Below are 19,314 nucleotides of genomic sequence, written 5' to 3' on the forward strand. Positions count from 1 at the left end.
TAGACTCCCGAGCGTGGCCAAGGTGACGCGGGATGACGTTGCACGACTTGCGGGTACGTCTACCGCCGTCGTGAGCTACGTCATCAACAACGGACCCCGGCCGGTCGCCCCGGCCACGCGCGAGCGTGTACTCGCCGCGATCAAGGATCTGGGCTACCGCCCGGACCGGGTCGCCCAGGCGATGGCCTCGCGGCGCACCGACCTCATAGGCATGATCGTCCCCGACGCGCGCCAGCCGTTCTTCGCGGAGATGGCGCACGCGGTCGAGCAGGCTGCCGCCGAGCGCGGAAAGATGGTCCTGGTCGGCAACTCCGACTACCGCACCGAGCGCGAGGTCCACTACCTGCGGGCCTTCCTCGGGATGCGGGTCTCGGGCCTGATCCTGGTCAGCCAGGGCATGAGCGAGCAGGCCGCCAGCGAGATCGAGGCCTGGGACGCCCGCGTGGTGCTGCTGCACGAGCGCCCCGAGGCGATCGACGACGTCGCGGTCGTCACGGACGACATCGGCGGCGCCCAGCTCGCCACCCGGCACCTGCTGGAGCACGGGCACGAGTACGTCGCCTGCATCGGCGGCATCGAGAACACCCCCTCGGTCGGCGACCCGGTCGCCGACCACGTCGAGGGCTGGCGCCGGGCCATGCTGGAGGCGGGCCGCTCGATCGAGGGCAGGCTGATCGAGGCCCCGTACAACCGCTACGACGCGTACACGGTCGCCCTGGAGGTCCTGGCGCGGCCGGACCGGCCTACGGCCGTCTTCTGCGCCACGGACGACCAGGCCATCGGCGTCCTGCGCGCGGCGCGCGAACTGCGCATCGACGTCCCCGGTGAGCTGGCGGTGGCCGGCTTCGACGACGTCAAGGAGGCGGCCCTGACGGACCCGCCGCTGACGACGATCGCCTCGGACCGGCCGGCGATGGCCCGCGCGGCCGTGGACCTCGTCCTGGACGACGCCCTGCGCGTGGCCGGCTCCCGCCGCGAACGCCTGAAGCAGTTCCCGTCGGCCCTGGTGGTCCGCCGCTCCTGCGGCTGCCGCTGACCCCATTTTCACGCGCCCCGGGCCGACGTCCCGGCGGGCGGGCTTATTTCGGGCATACGCGGTTCTGTCGGGCTTCTCAGGGTGGACTCAGGAAGCTCTCATGATCCGCGGACAGAGTCATAGACATGACCGAGAGCTTCCGCCGCGACGGCGAGTACCCGCAGGAGAACCGCCCGACCCAGAGCGCCGGCTTCGGGGAGTACCCGCCGCCGCCCGCGTACCCGCCGCCGGCGGCGGCTCCGGCGCCCGGGTGGCACGAAGCGCACCAGCCGCCGGTGGCGCCGGCGCCCGCCGAGGGGCCCGCGCACGCGGCCCGGGCCAAGCGGCCCGTCGCGCTGCTCGTGGCCGTGGCGCTGGCCGCAGCCGTCGTCGGGGGCGGCACCGCCGCCGGCGTGCAGCAGCTGCTGGCGGGCCGGGACCACAGCGGCGGCGGCATCAGCGGCACGAACGTGTCGCAGTCGAGCTCCGGCACCGTCTCCGGGGTCGCCGAGCAGGTCAGCCCGTCCGTCGTGCGGATCGACACCCGTACCGGCTCCGGGCAGGGCACCGGATCCGGCATCGTGGTCACCTCCGACGGGGAGATCGTCACCAACAACCACGTCGTCGACGGGGCCACCGAGATCCAGGTGACGATGAGCGACGGCAAGAAGTACACGGCCAAGACCGTCGGCACCGACCCCGGCAAGGACCTCGCCCTCATCAAGCTCCAGGGCGCCAGTGGCCTCAAGCCGGCCAAGCTCGGCAATTCCGACGGCCTCAAGGTCGGCGACCAGGTCGTGGCCATCGGCTCCCCCGACCGCCTCACCGGCACGGTCACCAGCGGGATCGTCTCCGCCCTGAACCGCGAGGTCAACGTACCCAAGTCCGAGCAGCAGTCCCCGCAGCGCCAGCGCGGCGGCGGCGGTGGCGGCGGCTGGCCGTTCTCGTACGACGGCCAGCAGTTCAACGGGGACACCGGGTCGAACACCACCTCGTACAAGGCCATCCAGACGGACGCCTCCCTCAACCCGGGCAACTCCGGCGGCGCCCTCGTCAACATGAACGGCGAGATCGTGGGCATGCCCTCCGCGATCTACTCCCCGTCCAGCGACAGCTCCAGTGCCGGCAGCGTCGGCCTCGGCTTCGCCATCCCGGTGAACACGATCAAGGCCGACCTCGACTCCCTCCGCAAGGGCGGCCCCGGGGGAACCGGCAGCGGCGGCGACAGCGGCAACAGCGGCAACAGCTCCGGCATCGGCGGCTTCGGGACCTCCTTCTAGGTTCGTGCGAGCCTGGTACGACCGACCACGACGATCACCCCTGGGGGACCGAGAATGAATCCGGCCGAAGGCGACCCGCACCGCATCCTCGTCGTCGACGACGAGCCGGCGGTGCGGGAGGCCCTGCGCCGCAGCCTCGCCTTCGAGGGGTACGACGTGCAGACCGCCGTCGACGGACTCGACGCGCTGGAGAAGGCGGCCGCGTACGACCCCGGCCTGATCGTCCTCGACATCCAGATGCCCCGGATGGACGGCCTCACGGCGGCCCGCCGGCTGCGCGCCTCCGGCAGCACCACCCCGATCCTGATGCTCACCGCCCGCGACACCGTCGGCGACCGCGTCACCGGCCTCGACGCGGGCGCCGACGACTACCTCGTCAAGCCCTTCGAGCTCGACGAGCTCTTCGCCCGCGTCCGCGCCCTGCTGCGCCGCAGCGCGTACGCGGCCCCGCGCGCCGGCGGCGACGGGTCCGCCGACGACACGGACACCCTCGCCTTCGGTGACCTGCGCATGGACCTCGCCACCCGCGAGGTCACCCGCTCCGGACGCCAGGTCGAGCTGACCCGTACCGAGTTCACGCTGCTGGAGATGTTCCTCGCGCACCCGCGCCAGGTCCTGACCCGCGAGCAGATCCTCAAGACCGTCTGGGGCTTCGACTTCGAACCCAGCTCCAACTCCCTGGACGTGTACGTCATGTACCTGCGCCGCAAGACCGAGGCCGGCGGCGAACCCCGCCTGGTGCACACCGTGCGCGGGGTGGGCTACGTGCTGCGCGTCGCCGGGGCCGGCGATTCCGGAGGGCCAGAGTGAGCCCGTCGGCCAGATTCCGCGCGCTCCCGCTGCGCTCGCGCATCGCGCTGCTGGTGGCCACGGCCGTTGCCCTGGCCGTGGCCACGGTCTCCGCGGTGTCGTGGGTGATGGTGCGGGCCCAGCTGGGCAACCAGCTGAACCAGTCCCTGATGTCCACCAACCCGACCGCGCAGGTGCTGGAGCGGCTGCGCCAGGGCTGCCCGGTGCGCCCGCCGACCCAGGCCCAGCAGGACATCGCCGAAAACCTGAACGCCACGGTCCAGATCGTCACCGCGGACGGCAGCCACTGCTGGGTGAGCGGGCAGACCGACCTGCCGGTGACCGATACGGACAAGCAGGTCGCCGCGGGCCGCAAGCCCAAGGCGCTGCACGACGCGACGACCGACAACGGCGTCGCGATGCGCGTCTACACCTTCGCGGCCCAGACCCAGCCCGGCGGCCCGGTCTTCGCCGTCTCGGTGGCCCGGCCGCTGGCCGACATCGACAAACCGCTGTCCACCCTGGCCTGGGTGCTGATCCTGGTCTCCGGCATCGGTGTCGCCGGGGCGGGCGTGGCCGGCCTGTGGGTGGCCCGTACGGGGCTGCGGCCGGTCGACGAGCTGACGGGGGCCGTCGAGCACATCGCCCGGACCGAGGACCTGACCGTACGGATCCCCGACGAGGGCGACGACGAGATCGCCCGCCTGTCGCGGTCCTTCAACTCCATGACCGCGGCCCTCGCCTCCTCCCAGGAGCGCCAGGCCCAGCTGATCGCGGACGCCGGCCACGAGCTGCGCACCCCGCTGACCTCGCTGCGCACCAACATCGAGCTGCTCGCGCGCAGCGAGGAGACCGGCCGGGCCATCCCGCCCGAGGACCGCAGGGAGCTGCTGGCCTCGGTCAAGGCGCAGATGACGGAGCTGGCGGCGCTGATCGGCGACCTCCAGGAGCTGTCCCGCCCGGACGCGGCGCCGCCCGCCAGGCTGGAGGTGGTGGCCCTGCACGAGATCGCGCAGAGCGCGCTGTCCCGCGCCCGGCTGCGCGGACCCGAGCTGCACTTCACGGACGAGATCGCGCCCTGGTACGTACGGGGCGAGGCGGCGGCGCTGGAGCGGGCCGTGGTCAACGTGCTGGACAACGCGGTGAAGTTCAGCCCGCCGGGCGGCACGGTCGAGGTCGCGCTGCGGGCGGGCGAGCTGACCGTGCGCGACCACGGGCCGGGCATCCCGGCTGAGGACCTGCCGCACGTGTTCGAGCGGTTCTGGCGCTCCTCCTCGGCCCGCGCCCTGCCCGGCAGCGGGCTGGGCCTGTCGATCGTGGACCGTACGGTGCGCCGCGCGGGCGGCAGCGTCGAGCTGCGGGCGGCCCCGGGCGGCGGCCCGGGCACGGAGGCGGTGCTCCGCGTCCCGGGCGCCCCGGCGCCGCCGCCGGACCGGCCGGGGCAGCCGTCAGTTGTGCCGTATGAGTGAGGCGACCAGTCCGGAGCGGGTGTTGGGGAAGTCCATCGGGACGATCCCGAGCCCGGTCCGGCCGGCCAGCTCCCCGCCGTCGACGAACGAGTGCACCTGCGGGTTGAGCCGGTCGGAGTTCCAGCGCGGCGGCATGTAGGCGGCGGTGCTGACGTAGTTCACGAACAGCTTCCCGGGCTGCTGGACGGCCTTGCGGAACTGGTTCTCGATCCGGCCGCGCTTGGCGAAGGGCTCGGTGTTGTAGTCGTCCTGGATGTCGAAGACGTTGCCGTCGCCGTAGCGCAGTCCGGGCAGACCGCCGTTGTCGGCGAGCAGGACCACCTTGCCGCGGGCCTGGCCGAGGGTGGGCAGCGAGTCCGCGATCCGGAAGAGCGGGCGCCAGCCCCGGTTGTCGAGGTAGTCGTCGAAGACGGCGCGGAAGGTGGCGTCGCTGTCCTCCGAGTACTCCTGCTTGAGCCGCATGAGCACGGTCTCGGAGGGGTGCGCGGCGAGGAAGTTCCAGCAGGCGACGAGCACGTCCCCGAACATCAGGTCCTGGAAGAACGCCGCGTGGTGGATGGCGAAGGAGCCGCCGGTGACGCGGCAGCGGACGTCCAGGAAGCGGATACCGGAGTCGAGCTGCTGGGCGATCGAGGTGTTCTGGCAGGCGACGTAGAGCCCGCCCTTGGTGGCGCCCGAGTCGTGGGTGCCGGGGATGGTCATCCGCTGGAGGGCGGTCGTGTCCCCGAGCCCGGCCATCCAGTCCTGCGTGGACAGGGCCCGCGCGGCGGGCGCACGGCCGGCCGAGGCCGAGGCCGACGCCGTCCCCGCGCCGAGTCCCACGGCGGCTCCCGCTCCCGCCGCCACCGCCCCGATCATGAATGCCCGACGATCCAGTGCCATGCCCGCCCCTTTGCGACCCGGTGTTGGATGCCGGCCCGCGCCGGCTGGTGCCCCCGGGATTCTGGCGTGCGGGACGCGCCATTACTACCCTTCGGTAGCCACTAGCTTTCGAGCAACTCGGCCATGGTGCGCAGGCCTTGGGCGAGCTCCCGGCCGGTCGGCGCCTGCCCGGGGTCGGTCAGCGCCTGCACCATCACCCCGCTCAGCAGCGCGATGTGCACCGAGCCGAGGGCCCGTACGTCCTCTTCCGTGACCTCGTCCTCGGGGACGCCGCGCAGTTGCGCGGCCACCATGCGGCGGGACCGGCGCTGACCCTCGGCGAGGGTGGCGAGCAGCTCCGGCGCGGACTGGGCGTGGACGAAGGCCTCGACGTTGGCCATCCAGAGCCAGCGCATCTCGCCGAAGTCGCGGATCTTGCGGTCCCAGGTGTCGGCGTAGCGCTCCGCGGCGGTGGCGCCCTGGCCGGCGAGCCGGCCGGAGCCCGCGGCCCACTCGTCCATGGCGGCGAAGAGGGCGAGGTTGAGCAGGGCCTCGCGCGAGCCGAAGTGGTAGCCGATCGCGGCCATGGACACCTTCGACGCCGCGGCGATGTCGCGCACGGTCGTGCGCAGGTAGCCCTTCTCCTCCAGGCAGCGGCGCGCTCCGGCCAACAGGTCCTCGCGATTTCCCATGCCGGGATCGTATCCGCGCGCGCTGCGCGCACCCCCTCCCCGCACCTCCTTGGGCAAGCGCCCAATACAAACGTATTGCGCGCTTGCCCAAATCCTGGCAGGCTCGTATCCGTCACCACCGGTCACACATGGGAGAGCCAAGCCATGCGCCACACGCTGACGATCGACGGCCGCGCACTGTCGTACCTGGACTTCGGCGGCCCGGGCCGCCCGCTGCTCGCCCTGCACGGCGGCATGTCCGAGGGCCTCGCCTTCGCCGGTCTCGCCGCCGCCCTGGGCGACGCCTGGCGGGTCATCGCCCCCGACCAGCGCGGCCACGGCGACTCCGACCGGGCCGCCGAATACGGCCGCGAGGGCTACGTCTCGGACGCCGTGGCCCTCCTCGACCACCTCGGCCTGGACTCCCCCGTGGCCGTCCTCGGCTACTCCCTCGGCGGGTTCAACGCCTACCACCTGGCCGCCGCCCACCCCGACCGGGTCTCGGCCCTCGTCGACGCGGACGCCACCGTGGACATCGAGCCCGACACGGCGGGAGCGCTCTTCGGCTTCCTGCGCGACATGCGCTACACCGCCCCCACCCGCGAGGAACTCCTCGCCGCGGCCGGGCCGGTGGGCTCGCAGTTCGTCGAGCAGGCCCTGCGCCCGCTCCCCGACGGCGGCTGGCGGCTGCCCTTCCACCCGCAGGACATGATCGACTCCGCCGAGGCCTGCCGCGGCGACCACTGGGACGCCTGGCTCGGGAGCGGCTGCCCGGCGCTGCTGATCCACGGCACCCGCAGCCAGACGCTCCCGCAGAAGACGGCCGACGCGATGGTCGCCCGCCGGCCCGGGACCTCGTACACACCTGTGGACGGGGACCACTTCCTGCCGTTCACCCACCCCGGGGAGTTCCACGAGGCGGTCCGCGCGTTCCTCGCGGACCTCTGACCGCCCCGGTACGGGGGTCCGGGGCGGACACGCCGAAGGGGCGGCGGGCCGGGAAGGCCCACCGCCCCTTCGGGCGCGCCAGGTGTCGGTCGAAAACCGTGCGGGTGTGCTCGACCGCGCGGGTGTCGCTCGACCGCGCGGGTGTTACTTGACGACCGTGATGCGGTCCGCCGCCGGCGGGGCGATCGGGGCCGCCTGCGAGGACTTCGCGAGGTAGGCGTTGAAGGCCTCCAGGTCGGGCACGCCGACCAGCTTGTTCTTGTGGTCCTTCAGGACGGTGAAGCCGTCACCGCCGCCCGCGAGGAACTCGTTCATCGCGACCCGGTAGGTCTTGGCGGGGTCGATCGCCGCGCCGTTCAGCTTCACCGAGTCCACGACGATGCGGTCCGCGCCCGCCTTCGTCATGTCCAGGGTGTACGTGAAGCCCTTGGAGACCTGAAGGATCTTCGGGCTCGCACCGTTGACCGGGCCGCTGACCTGCTGCTGGAGCGCGGTGATCAGCTGCGCGCCCGTCAGGTCGACCACGTTCATCAGGTTGTTGAACGGCTGGACCGTGTAGGACTCGCCGTACGTCACGACGCCGTCGCCCTCGTCACCCGCGGCCTTGTAGGCCAGGTCGGCGCGGATGCCGCCCGGGTTCATGATCGCGAGCTGCGCGCCGCCCTTGGCGGCCGGGGCCGTGGCCTCCAGCTGCGCGTCGGCGATCATGTCGCCGAGCGGCTTCTCGGGGGCCTCGGAGCCACGGCCCGCGATGTCCGCCGAGATGTAGCCCTGCGGGGCGCTCGCGACCGGGGCGGCGAGGGTGTTCCAGCGGCTGATCAGCTCGGTCATGTCGGGAGCCTTGGGCTGGTTCCGGCTGACGAGCTTGTTGACCGGCTTCGGCGCGAGGGCCGCGGTGCGCACGATGTCCTTGGTCTGGCGGTCGTACGTGAGCGTGGTGTCCGTGAAGAGGCGGCCGTACGAGGCGGCCGAGGTCACCATGCGCGGGTTGCCCGCCGGGTCCGGGATGTTGCAGGCGTACGCCTGGTGCGTGTGGCCGGTCACCAGGGCGTCGACCTTCGGGTCCACGTTCTTGGCGATGTCCACGATCGCGCCCGAGATACCGGCTCCGGCACCCGGGGAGTCGCAGTCGTAGTTGTAGGCGCCGTTGGCGGGCAGGCCGCCCTCGTGGATGAGCGCGACGATCGACTTGACGCCCTGCTTGTTCAGCTCGGCGGCGTACTTGTTGATCGTCTCGACCTCGTCGCCGAACTTCAGGCCCTTGACCCCGTCGGCGGTGACGACGTCCGGCGTGCCCTCCAGGGTGACGCCGATGAAGCCGATCTTCACGTCCCCCTTCTGCCAGATGAAGGTCGGGTTCATCATCGGACGCTTGGTCTTCTCGTCCGTGACGTTCGCCGCGAGGTACTTGAACTCGGCGCCCGTGAACTCCTTGCCGGGCTCGAAGCAGCCGTCGACCGGGTGGCAGCCGCCGTACGCCATGCGGCGCAGCTCGGTCTTGCCCTCGTCGAACTCGTGGTTGCCGACGCTGCTGACGTCGAGCTTCAGCTTGTTCAGCGCCTCGACGGTGGGCTCGTCGTGGAAGAGACCGGACAGCATCGGGCTGCCGCCGATCATGTCGCCGGCCGCGGCCGTGACGGAGTACTCGTGACCCTTGCGGGCCTCGCGCAGGCTGGTCGCCAGGTACTCGACACCACCGGCGGGTATCGCCTTGGTCGTGCCGTCCGCCTGACGCTCGCTCACGGTGCCGGAGGAGCCCTGCGGGGGCTCCAGCGTGCCGTGGAAGTCGTTGAACGACAGCATCTGCACATCGACGGTGCGGCTCTTGGCCGCACCGCCACCACTCGCGGCACCGGCCGGCAGTGCGGCCGCGACCATCGCTCCGGCACCGGCCGTGACGGCGATGGCGGCGAAGGTCAACCGGCGGTTTCGGCGGTGCCGTTGTGGCGTCGCTGACATTTAGTCCCCTTTTGGACAGCGGTAAAACTCGGGAGGTCGGCGGCAGCCTATGGTCAACGCGCGTAGCACGACAGGGGGTAGGGGTGTCGGACTGGTTACATGCAGGAGACGGCTCACCGTCGGCCCGTTGCACGCACACCACCGCGGGCGCCCCCCGCGGTCGTAGGCTCGACGCATGACTGACGACGCAGCAGCGGCCCTGGAGCCGGGACGCCAGATTCAGACCCTCGACGAACTGACGGAGGAACAGGCCGGGTCCGTGCTCGCCCTCATCGAGGACGCGGCCCGTACGGACGGCACCACCGCCGTGTCCGAGCAGGGCCGTCTCCAGCTGCGCGGCGGGCGCCGCGAGGGGATCCGGCACTTCCTGCTCACCGAGAAGGGCCGGCTCGCCGGGTACGGACAGCTGGAGGACACCGATCCGGTGGAGGCCCCCGCCGCCGAGCTCGTCGTCCACCCCGCGCTGCGCGGGCGCGGGCACGGGCGGGCGCTGGGCTCGGCCCTGCTGGCCGCCTCGGGCAAGCGGATCCGGGTGTGGGCGCACGGCGGCAAATCGGCCGCCCGCCACCTCGCCCAGGTGCTCGGGCTGACCCTGTTCCGGGAGCTGCGCCAGCTGCGCCGCCCGCTGGGGCCGGAGGGGCCGGCGCTGCCCGAGGTGGCGCTGCCCGCCGGTGTGAGCGTACGGACCTTCGTGCCCGGCCAGGACGACGCGGCCTGGCTCGCGGTGAACTCGGCCGCCTTCGCCCACCACCCCGAGCAGGGCTCGCTGACGCAGCGGGACCTCAACGACCGGATCGCGCAGCCCTGGTTCGACCCCAAGGGCTTCTTCCTCGCCGAGCGGGACGGGGAGCTGATCGGCTTCCACTGGACGAAGGTGCACGCCGAGGAGCGGCTCGGGGAGGTCTACGTGCTCGGCGTCCGCCCCGGCGCCCAGGGCGGCGGCCTCGGCAAGGCCCTCACCGCGGTCGGCCTGAACCACCTCGCGGAGGCGGGCCTGCCCACCGCGATGCTGTACGTGGACGCCGACAATCCGGCGGCCCTGGCCGTGTACGAGGGCCTCGGCTTCAGCACCCACGAGGTGGACCTGATGTACCGCACGGAAAGCTGACGCGCGGACCGGCCGAGGGGGTGTCGTCACAGTGGCCGACCAGAAGGGACTTTGACGACACCCCCCAGGGCTCGCCGGTCCGGCACGGAGAGCGAGGGCCCGTCCACGGACAGGCCCCGCACTCCGGGCGCACACCAGGGACACAGGGGACGCGCCGGAGCATTCCGGGCGCGGAAATCACGTAAAAGACGTACTCGTGCACCACCCGGAGCCTGGAAGCCATGCGCCATTCACCGGACCTTCATGCACGCTTGCGACTCTCCCCGCATGCAGCCCCGACTCCGACTGACGGGAACCCCGTCCGACGCGCCTGTCCTGCCCCCTGCGCGGAACAATGGAGTCATGAGCCCCCAGCCCAGCGCAGGCCCCACCGAGGTCCCCGCCCAGCACCCGTCTCACACGTCCGCCGAAGCCTCCGCGACCTCCGCCGCAGGCACCCCCGGACCGGCTGCCAAGCCCGCGCGGATCGGCTCCATAGCCGCGCACCGCCCCCACTCCGGCATGGAGCCGGGCCTCGCGCCCGATCTCGACGCCGACCTGGACGGCTACGACGACAAGGACGGCGACGAGCTCCCCCCGGGACGCTTCCTCGACCGCGAGCGCAGCTGGCTGGCCTTCAACGAGCGCGTCCTGGAGCTGGCCGAGGACCCGGCGACCCCGCTCCTGGAGCGCGCCAACTTCCTGGCGATCTTCGCCAGCAACCTCGACGAGTTCTTCATGGTCCGCGTCGCCGGCCTCAAGCGGCGCATCGCGACCGGAGTCGCCACCCGTTCGGCCTCAGGCCTGCAGCCCCGTGAAGTGCTGGACCTGATCTGGACCCGCTCGCGCGAGCTCATGGCCCGGCACGCCGCCTGCTTCCAGCAGGACATCTCCCCGCAGCTCGCCGAAGAGGGCATCCACCTCATCCGCTGGCCGGACCTCACCGAGAAGGAGCAGGCCCGCCTCTTCACGCTGTTCCGCAACCAGATCTTCCCGGTGCTCACCCCGCTGGCCGTGGACCCCGCGCACCCCTTCCCGTACATCTCCGGGCTCTCGCTGAACCTCGCGGTCGTCGTCCGCAACCCCGTCAGCGGGCACCGCCACTTCGCCCGCGTCAAGGTCCCGCCGCTGCTCTCGCGCTTCCTGGAGGCCTCTCCGCAGCGCTACGTCCCCCTTGAGGACGTCATCGCCGCGCACCTGGAGGAGCTCTTCCCCGGCATGGAGGTCCTCGACCACCACATGTTCCGGGTGACCCGCAACGAGGACCTGGAAGTCGAGGAGGACGACGCGGAGAACCTGCTCCAGGCCCTGGAGAAAGAACTCATGCGGCGCCGCTTCGGCCCGCCGGTGCGCCTGGAGGTCGAGGAGTCCATCGACCCCGGCATCCTGGACCTCCTCGTACAGGAACTGAACGTCACCGCCGCCGAGGTCTACCCGCTGCCCGGCCCGCTGGACCTGACCGGCCTCTTCGGCATCGCCTCCCTGGACCGGCCCGAGCTGAAGTACCCCAAGTTCGTCGCCGGCACCCACCGCGACCTCGCCGAGGTCGAGTCCGCGTCCGCGCCCGACATCTTCGCCGCGCTGCGCGAGCGGGACGTGCTGCTGCACCACCCGTACGACTCCTTCTCCACCTCGGTGCAGGCCTTCCTGGAGCAGGCCGCCGCCGACCCGGACGTCCTCGCGATCAAGCAGACCCTGTACCGCACCTCCGGCGACTCCCCGATCGTGGACGCCCTGATCGACGCCGCCGAATCCGGCAAGCAGGTCCTCGTACTCGTCGAGATCAAGGCCCGCTTCGACGAGCAGGCCAACATCAAATGGGCCCGCAAGCTGGAGGAGTCCGGCTGCCACGTCGTGTACGGCCTGGTGGGCCTCAAGACCCACTGCAAGCTGTCCCTCGTGGTCCGCCAGGAGGGCGACACGCTGCGCCGCTACTCCCACGTCGGCACCGGCAACTACCACCCCAAGACCGCCCGCCTGTACGAGGACCTCGGCCTGCTCACCGCCGACCCGCAGGTCGGCGCGGACCTCTCCGACCTCTTCAACCGGCTGTCCGGCTACTCGCGCCGCGAGACCTACCGCCGCCTGCTGGTGGCCCCGCGCTCGCTGCGCGACGGCCTGATCTCGCGGATCGACAAGGAGGCCGCCCACCACCGGGCCGGCCGCCCCGCGTACGTGCGCCTCAAGATGAACTCGATCGTCGACGAGGCCCTCATCGACTCGCTCTACCGGGCCTCCCAGGCGGGAGTGCCCGTCGACATCTGGGTCCGCGGCATCTGCGCCGTGCGCCCCGGGGTCCCCGGGCTCTCGGACAACATCCGGGTCCGCTCGATCCTCGGCCGCTTCCTGGAACACTCCCGGGTCTTCGCCTTCGGCAACGGCGGCGAGCCCGAGGTGTGGATCGGCAGCGCCGACATGATGCACCGCAACCTCGACCGCCGCATCGAGGCACTGGTCAGGGTCGCCGACCCGGCCCACCGCGCGGCTCTGGACCGGATGCTGGAGACCGGCATGTCCGACGCCACCTCCTCCTGGCACCTGGGCCCGGACGGCGAATGGACCCGGCACAGCACGGACCACGAAGGCCAGCCGCTGCGGCACGTTCAGGAGATGCTCATAGACGCCCGGAGGCGCCGGCGTGGCTCTGCCAAACCATGACCTGACAGCACGTGGAGAGGGCTCCGCGGGGGACGTGCTCGGCACGTACCTGCGGGCCCAGGCCACGGCCTTCCTGCGCGGGCTGCGCCTCCACGAGGAGTGGGGGTCCCCGCGGACGGAGTCCGGGGGAGGGGCCGACGCCGCGGCGGGCAGCGATGCGGCGCGCAGCCTGCGGGGGGCTGCGCGCCGGATCAGCGGGTCCCTGTCCACCTTCCGGGTGGTGACCGAGTCCTCCTGGGCCGACGGGCTGCGCACCGAGCTGGTGTGGCTGTCCTCGACCCTCGCGGACGAGCACGCGTACGCCGCCCGGCTGACCCGGCTGCTGGACGCGCTGCACCGGCTGTCGGGCTCCCCGGAGGTGCCCGCGCCCCGGGGCGCCGCGGGCGCGCTCACGGTGGGCTCGGCGCGCGCCGGAGCCCTGCTGGAGCGGCAGCTGACGCTGGCCCGGACCCGCGCCCACTCGGCGACCCTCCAGGCGCTGGGCTCCTCCCGCTTCCACGCGGTCGCCGACGCCGTGGCCGTACTGGCCTCCGAGGTGCCGCTGGACCCGGTCGCCGCCCGCGGGCGGGTGGACGAGGTGCTGATCCCGCTGGCGGAGGTGGCCCACACCCGGCTGTCCGCGGCCGTCTCGGCGCTCCCGCACGCCGCCGAGTCCCAGCCGTACAACGCCGAGCACGACGGCTCCTGGCACGAGGTGCGCAGGCTGCTGCGGGTCCACCGCTACGCCCGGGAGGCCCTGGGCGAGGACGTCGCCCGCCTGGCGCAGGCCGGCCGGGCCCTGGACCGCCACCGCGACGCTTCGGAGGCCGCGGCCGCCTCGGCGACGGCGGCGCGCACCCCGCGCATCGCCCCGGCGACGGCGTACGCCCTGGGCGTGCTCCACGCCGACCAGCGGCACGAGGTGGAGGCGGCCCGGTTCACCTTCCAGGACCTGTGGCAGCCGGTGACGGCCGCGGCTCCGTAACCACGGCGGACCGCAGCGAAGCACGGCGCCCCGACCGAAAGGAACCGGCCACCCAAAGCCGGTCACATAACGGTAACGAAGGGACAACGGCGGATGACACTCCGGAGCAAACCCGGCCATCCACACCAGGCCGTCCGCCACGGTTCACCATCCGTTCACTTGCCCCGGTCGGCCGCTTCACCTGATCTGCCTAATTTCAGTGGTGCACGGAGCGCGTCGCCCACCAGATCGAACGACACGCCGTGCGATCCGACGTAGTCCTCTTCGCACGCCGCCCCGATACAGAAAGCGGCCGGCGGCTTCTGGAAGGAACACCCGAAAAGTGAAGCTTCAGCGCAAGAACATGCTTCGTGCCTCCGCCCTCGGGGCGCTTGTCGTGTCCGGCGCCCTGGTCCTCACGGCGTGCGGCTCGGACGACAACACGAAGGATGGCGGCGCCGCCAGCGGCAAGCCGTCGGCCGCCGCCGCGGGCGACATCAAGTGCGACGGCGCCAAGGGCAAGCTGCTCGCCTCCGGCTCCTCCGCCCAGAAGAACGCCGTGGACCTGTGGGTCAAGAACTACATGGCCGCCTGCTCCGGCGTCGAGGTCAACTACAAGTCCTCCTCCTCCGGTGAGGGCATCGTCGCCTTCAACCAGGGCACCGTCGGCTTCGCCGGCTCGGACTCGGCGCTGAAGCCCGAGGCCATCGAGGAGTCGAAGAAGATCTGCACCGGTGGCCAGGGCGTGGACCTGCCCATGGTCGGCGGCCCGATCGCGCTCGGCTTCAACGTCGCCGGCGTGGACAAGCTGAACCTGGACGCCACCACGATCGCCAACATCTTCAACGACAAGATCAAGAAGTGGGACGACGAGGCGATCAAGAAGCTGAACCCCGGCGTCACCCTTCCCTCCACCGCCATCCAGCACTTCCACCGCTCCGAGGACTCGGGCACCACCGAGAACCTCGGCAAGTACCTCAAGGCCGCCGCTCCCGAGGCCTGGACGTACGAGGCCGCGAAGAAGTGGCCCGCCCCGGGCGGCCTCGGCGCCACCGGTTCCGCGGGTGTCGCCACCCAGGTCAAGCAGGTTGACGGCTCGATCGGCTACTTCGAGCTCTCCTACGCCAGCGCCCAGGGCATCAAGACGGTCGACGTGAACACCGGCGCGGCCGCCCCGGTCAAGGCCTCCTCCGAGAGCGCCTCCAAGGCCATCGCCGCCGCCAAGATCGCCGGCACCGGCTCCGACCTGGCACTGAAGCTCGACTACACCACCAAGGCCGAGGGTGCCTACCCGATCGTCCTGGTGACGTACGAGGTCGTCTGCGACAAGGGCAACAAGGCCGAGACGCTCCCCACCGTCAAGTCCTTCCTGAACTACACCGCCTCTGACGCGGGCCAGAAGGTCCTCTCCGAGAACGGCTACGCGCCGATCCCGGCCGAGATCAACGCCAAGGTCCGCGAAGTCATCAACTCGCTGTCCTAATCGCTGAAACCCCCAGGCGCCGGGCAGTTCCCGTCCGAACTGCCCGGCCCTGAGGACCCTCCCCTCCACCCAGGGGATCCGGTGCACCGCCGCCAGGGGGCATGGCCCCCCACCCAGACCGGAAAGATCATGGCTTCCACCACACCCACCCAGATAGACCAGGCTCCGCCTGTCTCCAAGAGCGCAAGGTCCACCGGCCGCGCCGGTGACAAGATCTTCGCCGGGCTCTCCAAGGGATCCGGCATCCTGCTCCTGGTGATCATGGCGTCGATCGCCATCTTCCTCACCTACCGCGCCTCGATCGCACTGTCGAAGAACGAGGGCAACTTCCTCACCACCTTCGACTGGAACGCGTCGGCCACCCCGCCCGTCTTCGGCATCGCCGTCCTGCTCTTCGGCACCGTCGTCAGCTCGATCATCGCGATGGCCATCGCGGTTCCGATCGCTGTCGGCATCGCCCTCTTCATCTCGCACTACGCGCCGCGCAAGCTGGCCGCACCCCTCGCGTACGTGGTCGACCTGCTGGCCGCCGTACCGTCGATCATCTACGGCATCTGGGGCGCGCTCTTCCTGGTCCCGCAGCTCGCCGGCCTCAACCTCTGGCTCGACGAGTACATGGGCTGGACCTACGTCTTCGACAAGACCCAGGTCGGCGTCGCCCGCTCCCTCTTCACCGTCGGCATCCTGCTCGCGATCATGATCCTGCCGATCGTGACCAGCGTCAGCCGCGAGGTCTTCCTCCAGGTCCCGCGCATGAACGAAGAGGCCGCCCTGGCCCTCGGCGCGACCCGCTGGGAGGTCATCCGCCTGTCGGTGCTGCCCTTCGGCCGCTCTGGCGTCATCTCCGCCTCGATGCTCGGCCTCGGCCGCGCCCTCGGCGAGACCATGGCCGTCGCGACCGTCCTCTCCCCGAGCTTCCTCATCAACGGGCACATCCTGGACCCGGGCGGCGGCACGTTCGCGCAGAACATCGCCGCGAAGTTCGACGAGGCCAACGAGTTCGGCCGCGACGCACTGATCGCCTCCGGCCTGGTCCTCTTCCTGCTCACCCTGCTGGTCAACGGTGCAGCTCGCCTGATCATCGCTCGCCGCAAGGACTTCTCGGGGGCGAACGCCTGATGAGCCACGCACTCCAGGACCAGCGGCCCGCCCGGGCCCCGAAGTCCGCCGCCCCCGCCCGCCTGACCCGAGGCGGCCTCCCCCGCTGGGCCCCGGCCGGCACCGCCGTCCTCGCGATCGCCCTCGGCTGCGGCATCGGCGTCGTCGCCGACCTGCACAGCAAGGTCCAGTGGGGCCTGATCGCCTCGCTCCTGTTCGTCGCGATCACCTACCTCTCCAGCTTCATCGTCGAGAACGGCCGCCAGGCCAAGGACCGCGTCGCGACCTCCCTCGTGTGGGTCTGCTTCGTCCTCGCGGTCATCCCGCTGCTCTCGCTGATCTGGACCACGGTCAGCCGCGGCATCAAGGCCCTCGACGGCGACTTCCTCAGCCACTCGATGAACGGCGTCACCAGCTTCGAGCAGGGCGGCGGCGTCTACCACGCCCTGCTCGGCACCATCGAGCAGGTCGCCCTGGCCACCGCGATCGCAGCGCCCATCGGCCTGCTGACCGCCGTCTACCTGGTCGAGTACGGCAGGGGCAAGCTGGCCAAGGCCGTCACCTTCTTCGTCGACGTCATGACCGGCATCCCGTCCATCGTCGCGGGTCTGTTCATCCTCACGACCTGGAACCTGGCGCTCGGCTTCGGCCCCTCCGGCTTCGCCGGCTCGATGGCCCTGTCGATCCTGATGATGCCCGTCGTGGTCCGCTCCACCGAGGAGATGCTGAAGCTCGTCCCGAACGAGCTGCGCGAGGCCGCCCTCGCCCTCGGCGTGCCGAAGTGGCGCGTGATCCTCAAGGTCGTGCTCCCCACCGCCGTCGGCGGCATCGCGACCGGCGTCATGCTGGCCGTCGCCCGCATCGCCGGTGAGACCGCGCCGATCATGCTGCTGGTCTTCGGTACCCAGCTGATCAACCCGAACCCCTTCGAAGGTGCCCAGTCCTCGCTCCCGCTGTACATCTGGGAGCAGTACAAGGTCGGCAGTGACGCCTCCTACGACCGGGCATGGGCCGCAGCGCTCGTCCTGATCGCCTTCGTCATGATCCTCAATCTGGTGGCCCGCGGCATCGCCCGCTGGAAGGCCCCCAAGACCGGTCGCTGACGCGACTATTTGAAAGCGAAGTGACCCCTCATGGCTAAGCGAATCGACGTCAGCGGACTGTCCGCCTTCTACGGCACCCACAAGGCCATCGACGACATCTCGATGACCGTCGAGCCGCGCTCCGTGACCGCCTTCATCGGCCCGTCCGGCTGCGGCAAGTCCACCTTCCTGCGCACCCTGAACCGCATGCACGAGGTCACCCCCGGTGGCCGCGTCGAGGGCAAGGTGCTCCTGGACGACGAGAACCTGTACGGCGCCGGCGTCGACCCGGTCGCGGTCCGCCGCACGGTCGGCATGGTCTTCCAGCGTCCCAACCCCTTCCCCACCATGTCGATCTTCGACAACGTGGCGGCGGGCCTGCGCCTGAACGGCAGCTTCAAGAAGTCCGAGCTCACGGACATCGTGGAGCGGTCCCTGAAGGGCGCGAACCTCTGGAACGAGGTCAAGGACCGCCTGAACAAGCCGGGCTCCGGCCTTTCCGGCGGCCAGCAGCAGCGTCTGTGCATCGCCCGCGCCATCGCGGTCGAGCCGGAGGTCCTGCTGATGGACGAGCCCTGCTCCGCCCTGGACCCGATCTCCACCCTCGCGATCGAGGACCTGATCGGCGAGCTCAAGGAGCGCTTCACGATCGTCATCGTGACGCACAACATGCAGCAGGCCGCCCGCGTCTCCGACCGCACGGCCTTCTTCAACCTCTCGGCGGTCGGCCAGCCCGGCAAGCTCGTCGAGATCGACGACACGGACCGGATCTTCTCGAACCCGTCCGTGCAGGCGACCGAGGACTACATCTCGGGCCGCTTCGGCTAGGCCGAAGCCCCTCGGATGTGAACAACGTCCTGCGGTGCTGCATGGCGGTGCCACCGCAAGGCGAAAGAAAAGGGCCGGCTCCCCCTGGGTGGGGGGAGCCGGCCCGCTTTCGTTTCCCGGTCGCGACCGGGAAACGGCCTAGCCGACGAAGGCCAGGTCCACGATCCAGAAGCTGAGCGCGGCGACCAGGGCCGCGGCCGGCATGGTGATGAACCAGCCCAGCACGATGTTCTTGGCGACGCCCCAGCGGACCGCGTTGACCCGCTTGGTCGCACCCACGCCCATGATCGCCGAGGTGATCACGTGGGTGGTGGAGATCGGCGCGTGGAACAGGAACGCCGAGCCGAACATGATCGAGGCACCGGTGGTCTCGGCGGCGAAGCCCTGGGGCGGGTCCAGCTCGATGATCTTGCGGCCGAGGGTCCGCATGATGCGCCAGCCGCCCGCGTACGTACCGAGCGACAGCATCACGGCACACACGATCTTGACCCAGACCGGGATCGGCGCGTCGGCGGCCTGCACATCGGCGATGACCAGGGCCATCACGACGATGCCCATGGTCTTCTGCGCGTCCTGGAGACCGTGGCCGAGCGCCATGCCGGCCGCGGACACGGTCTGCGCGATACGGAAGCCGTGCTTGGCCTTGTGCGGGTTGGACCGGCGGAACATCCACAGGATGGCCACCATCACCAGGTAACCGACGACCAGGCCGACGACCGGCGAGACGAACATCGGGATGACGACCTTGTCGATCACCCCGCTCCAGATGACACCGGTGCCGCCGGCCAGCGCCGCACCGACCATGCCGCCGAACAGCGCGTGCGAGGAGGAGGAGGGAAGACCGAAGTACCAGGTGATCAGGTTCCAGACGATCGCGCCGACGAGCGCCGCGAAGAGGATCCACATGCCCCGGTTGCCCTCGGGCGTCTCGATCAGGCCCTCACTGACCGTCTTGGCGACCCCGCTGCCCAGGAAGGCACCGGCGAGGTTCATCACCGCGGCCATCGCCAGGGCGGCGCGCGGGGTCAGCGCGCGGGTCGAGACCGAGGTCGCGATCGCGTTCGCCGAGTCGTGGAAACCGTTGGTGTACGTGAAACCGAGCGCGACACCGATGGTCACGATCAGAGCGAAGGTGTCCACGAG

16 protein-coding genes are annotated in these 19,314 nt (G+C 71.1%); 12 read left to right on the forward strand and 4 right to left on the reverse strand.

Features of this window, described 5'->3' with window-relative positions:
- The first annotated feature begins 13 nt into the window (after positions 1–13).
- From ACFYXV_RS26850 to ACFYXV_RS26865, 4 genes are all read left to right on the forward strand, one after another.
- Complete coding sequence (locus tag ACFYXV_RS26850) at positions 14–1,036, forward strand: LacI family DNA-binding transcriptional regulator (RefSeq protein WP_385470320.1); 1,023 nt, start codon at positions 14–16, stop codon at positions 1,034–1,036.
- Positions 1,037–1,161: 125 nt separating this feature from the next.
- The gene (locus ACFYXV_RS26855) at positions 1,162–2,295 is read left to right on the forward strand and encodes a S1C family serine protease (protein ID WP_389384232.1); all 1,134 of its coding nucleotides are present in this window, start codon (positions 1,162–1,164) and stop codon (positions 2,293–2,295) included.
- A gap of 54 nt (positions 2,296–2,349) precedes the next feature.
- Entirely contained in the window at positions 2,350–3,105 is a 756-nt protein-coding gene (locus tag ACFYXV_RS26860; protein WP_389384233.1) for a response regulator transcription factor, read from the forward strand.
- Positions 3,102–4,553 (forward strand): sensor histidine kinase, encoded by a 1,452-nt coding sequence (locus ACFYXV_RS26865; protein WP_385470324.1) that lies wholly within the window; start codon positions 3,102–3,104, stop codon positions 4,551–4,553. Before ACFYXV_RS26860 ends, ACFYXV_RS26865 begins: the two co-directional genes overlap by 4 nt.
- On the opposite strand, the gene ACFYXV_RS26870 is transcribed toward ACFYXV_RS26865, so the two are convergent.
- Complete coding sequence (locus ACFYXV_RS26870) at positions 4,533–5,435, reverse strand: phosphatidylinositol-specific phospholipase C (protein WP_385470326.1); 903 nt, start codon at positions 5,433–5,435, stop codon at positions 4,533–4,535. The genes ACFYXV_RS26865 and ACFYXV_RS26870 overlap by 21 nt on opposite strands.
- A gap of 101 nt (positions 5,436–5,536) precedes the next feature.
- Complete coding sequence (locus ACFYXV_RS26875) at positions 5,537–6,106, reverse strand: TetR/AcrR family transcriptional regulator (protein WP_385470328.1); 570 nt, start codon at positions 6,104–6,106, stop codon at positions 5,537–5,539.
- 144 nt (positions 6,107–6,250) lie between these two features.
- On the opposite strand from ACFYXV_RS26875, the gene ACFYXV_RS26880 reads away from it, so the two are divergent.
- Positions 6,251–7,033 (forward strand): alpha/beta fold hydrolase, encoded by a 783-nt coding sequence (locus ACFYXV_RS26880; protein ID WP_389384234.1) that lies wholly within the window; start codon positions 6,251–6,253, stop codon positions 7,031–7,033.
- A gap of 144 nt (positions 7,034–7,177) precedes the next feature.
- On the opposite strand, the gene ACFYXV_RS26885 is transcribed toward ACFYXV_RS26880, so the two are convergent.
- On the reverse strand, positions 7,178–8,992 hold the full coding sequence (locus ACFYXV_RS26885) for a bifunctional metallophosphatase/5'-nucleotidase (RefSeq protein WP_385470332.1): 1,815 nt from the start codon (positions 8,990–8,992) through the stop codon (positions 7,178–7,180).
- A gap of 175 nt (positions 8,993–9,167) precedes the next feature.
- Between ACFYXV_RS26885 and mshD the strand changes: the two genes are divergently transcribed.
- The 7 genes from mshD to pstB all read left to right on the forward strand — a co-directional run bounded on the left by mshD (position 9,168) and on the right by pstB (position 18,171).
- Positions 9,168–10,100 (forward strand): mycothiol synthase, encoded by a 933-nt coding sequence (mshD, locus tag ACFYXV_RS26890; RefSeq protein ID WP_385470334.1) that lies wholly within the window; start codon positions 9,168–9,170, stop codon positions 10,098–10,100.
- 342 nt (positions 10,101–10,442) lie between these two features.
- On the forward strand, positions 10,443–12,737 hold the full coding sequence (locus tag ACFYXV_RS26895; RefSeq protein ID WP_385470336.1) for an RNA degradosome polyphosphate kinase: 2,295 nt from the start codon (positions 10,443–10,445) through the stop codon (positions 12,735–12,737).
- The gene (locus ACFYXV_RS26900; protein WP_385470338.1) at positions 12,718–13,701 is read left to right on the forward strand and encodes a CHAD domain-containing protein; all 984 of its coding nucleotides are present in this window, start codon (positions 12,718–12,720) and stop codon (positions 13,699–13,701) included. Before ACFYXV_RS26895 ends, ACFYXV_RS26900 begins: the two co-directional genes overlap by 20 nt.
- 322 nt (positions 13,702–14,023) lie before the next feature.
- Positions 14,024–15,163, forward strand: a complete 1,140-nt coding sequence (gene pstS, locus ACFYXV_RS26905; protein ID WP_383347086.1) for a phosphate ABC transporter substrate-binding protein PstS — start codon at positions 14,024–14,026, stop codon at positions 15,161–15,163.
- 129 nt (positions 15,164–15,292) lie between these two features.
- Positions 15,293–16,282: a phosphate ABC transporter permease subunit PstC gene (gene pstC / locus ACFYXV_RS26910; protein ID WP_383347089.1), complete on the forward strand. Its 990-nt coding sequence runs from the start codon at positions 15,293–15,295 to the stop codon at positions 16,280–16,282.
- Entirely contained in the window at positions 16,282–17,364 is a 1,083-nt protein-coding gene (gene pstA, locus ACFYXV_RS26915) for a phosphate ABC transporter permease PstA (protein WP_385470341.1), read from the forward strand. Before pstC ends, pstA begins: the two co-directional genes overlap by 1 nt.
- Before the next feature lie 30 nt (positions 17,365–17,394).
- Positions 17,395–18,171 (forward strand): phosphate ABC transporter ATP-binding protein PstB, encoded by a 777-nt coding sequence (gene pstB / locus ACFYXV_RS26920; protein WP_385470343.1) that lies wholly within the window; start codon positions 17,395–17,397, stop codon positions 18,169–18,171.
- Positions 18,172–18,309: 138 nt separating this feature from the next.
- On the opposite strand, the gene ACFYXV_RS26925 is transcribed toward pstB, so the two are convergent.
- Positions 18,310–19,311, reverse strand: a complete 1,002-nt coding sequence (locus ACFYXV_RS26925; RefSeq protein ID WP_030858722.1) for an inorganic phosphate transporter — start codon at positions 19,309–19,311, stop codon at positions 18,310–18,312.
- Between the last annotated feature and the right edge of the window lie 3 nt (positions 19,312–19,314).

It is taken from the genome of Streptomyces sp. NPDC002181 (assembly GCF_042890485.1).
Classification (GTDB): Bacteria; Actinomycetota; Actinomycetes; order Streptomycetales; family Streptomycetaceae; genus Streptomyces.

Bases quoted from the DNA above. Each gene is read 5' to 3' on its own strand.
- pstC (WP_383347089.1), top strand. From the start codon at position 15,293: ATGGCTTCCACCACACCCACCCAGATAGACCAGGCTCCGCCTGTCTCC.
- mshD (WP_385470334.1), top strand. From the start codon at position 9,168: ATGACTGACGACGCAGCAGCGGCCCTGGAGCCGGGACGCCAGATTCAG.
- ACFYXV_RS26855 (WP_389384232.1), top strand. From the start codon at position 1,162: ATGACCGAGAGCTTCCGCCGCGACGGCGAGTACCCGCAGGAGAACCGC.
- pstA (WP_385470341.1), top strand. From the start codon at position 16,282: ATGAGCCACGCACTCCAGGACCAGCGGCCCGCCCGGGCCCCGAAGTCC.
- ACFYXV_RS26885 (WP_385470332.1), bottom strand. From the start codon at position 8,992: ATGTCAGCGACGCCACAACGGCACCGCCGAAACCGCCGGTTGACCTTC.
- ACFYXV_RS26870 (WP_385470326.1), bottom strand. From the start codon at position 5,435: ATGGCACTGGATCGTCGGGCATTCATGATCGGGGCGGTGGCGGCGGGA.
- ACFYXV_RS26880 (WP_389384234.1), top strand. From the start codon at position 6,251: ATGCGCCACACGCTGACGATCGACGGCCGCGCACTGTCGTACCTGGAC.
- pstB (WP_385470343.1), top strand. From the start codon at position 17,395: ATGGCTAAGCGAATCGACGTCAGCGGACTGTCCGCCTTCTACGGCACC.
- ACFYXV_RS26860 (WP_389384233.1), top strand. From the start codon at position 2,350: ATGAATCCGGCCGAAGGCGACCCGCACCGCATCCTCGTCGTCGACGAC.
- ACFYXV_RS26875 (WP_385470328.1), bottom strand. From the start codon at position 6,106: ATGGGAAATCGCGAGGACCTGTTGGCCGGAGCGCGCCGCTGCCTGGAG.
- ACFYXV_RS26895 (WP_385470336.1), top strand. From the start codon at position 10,443: ATGAGCCCCCAGCCCAGCGCAGGCCCCACCGAGGTCCCCGCCCAGCAC.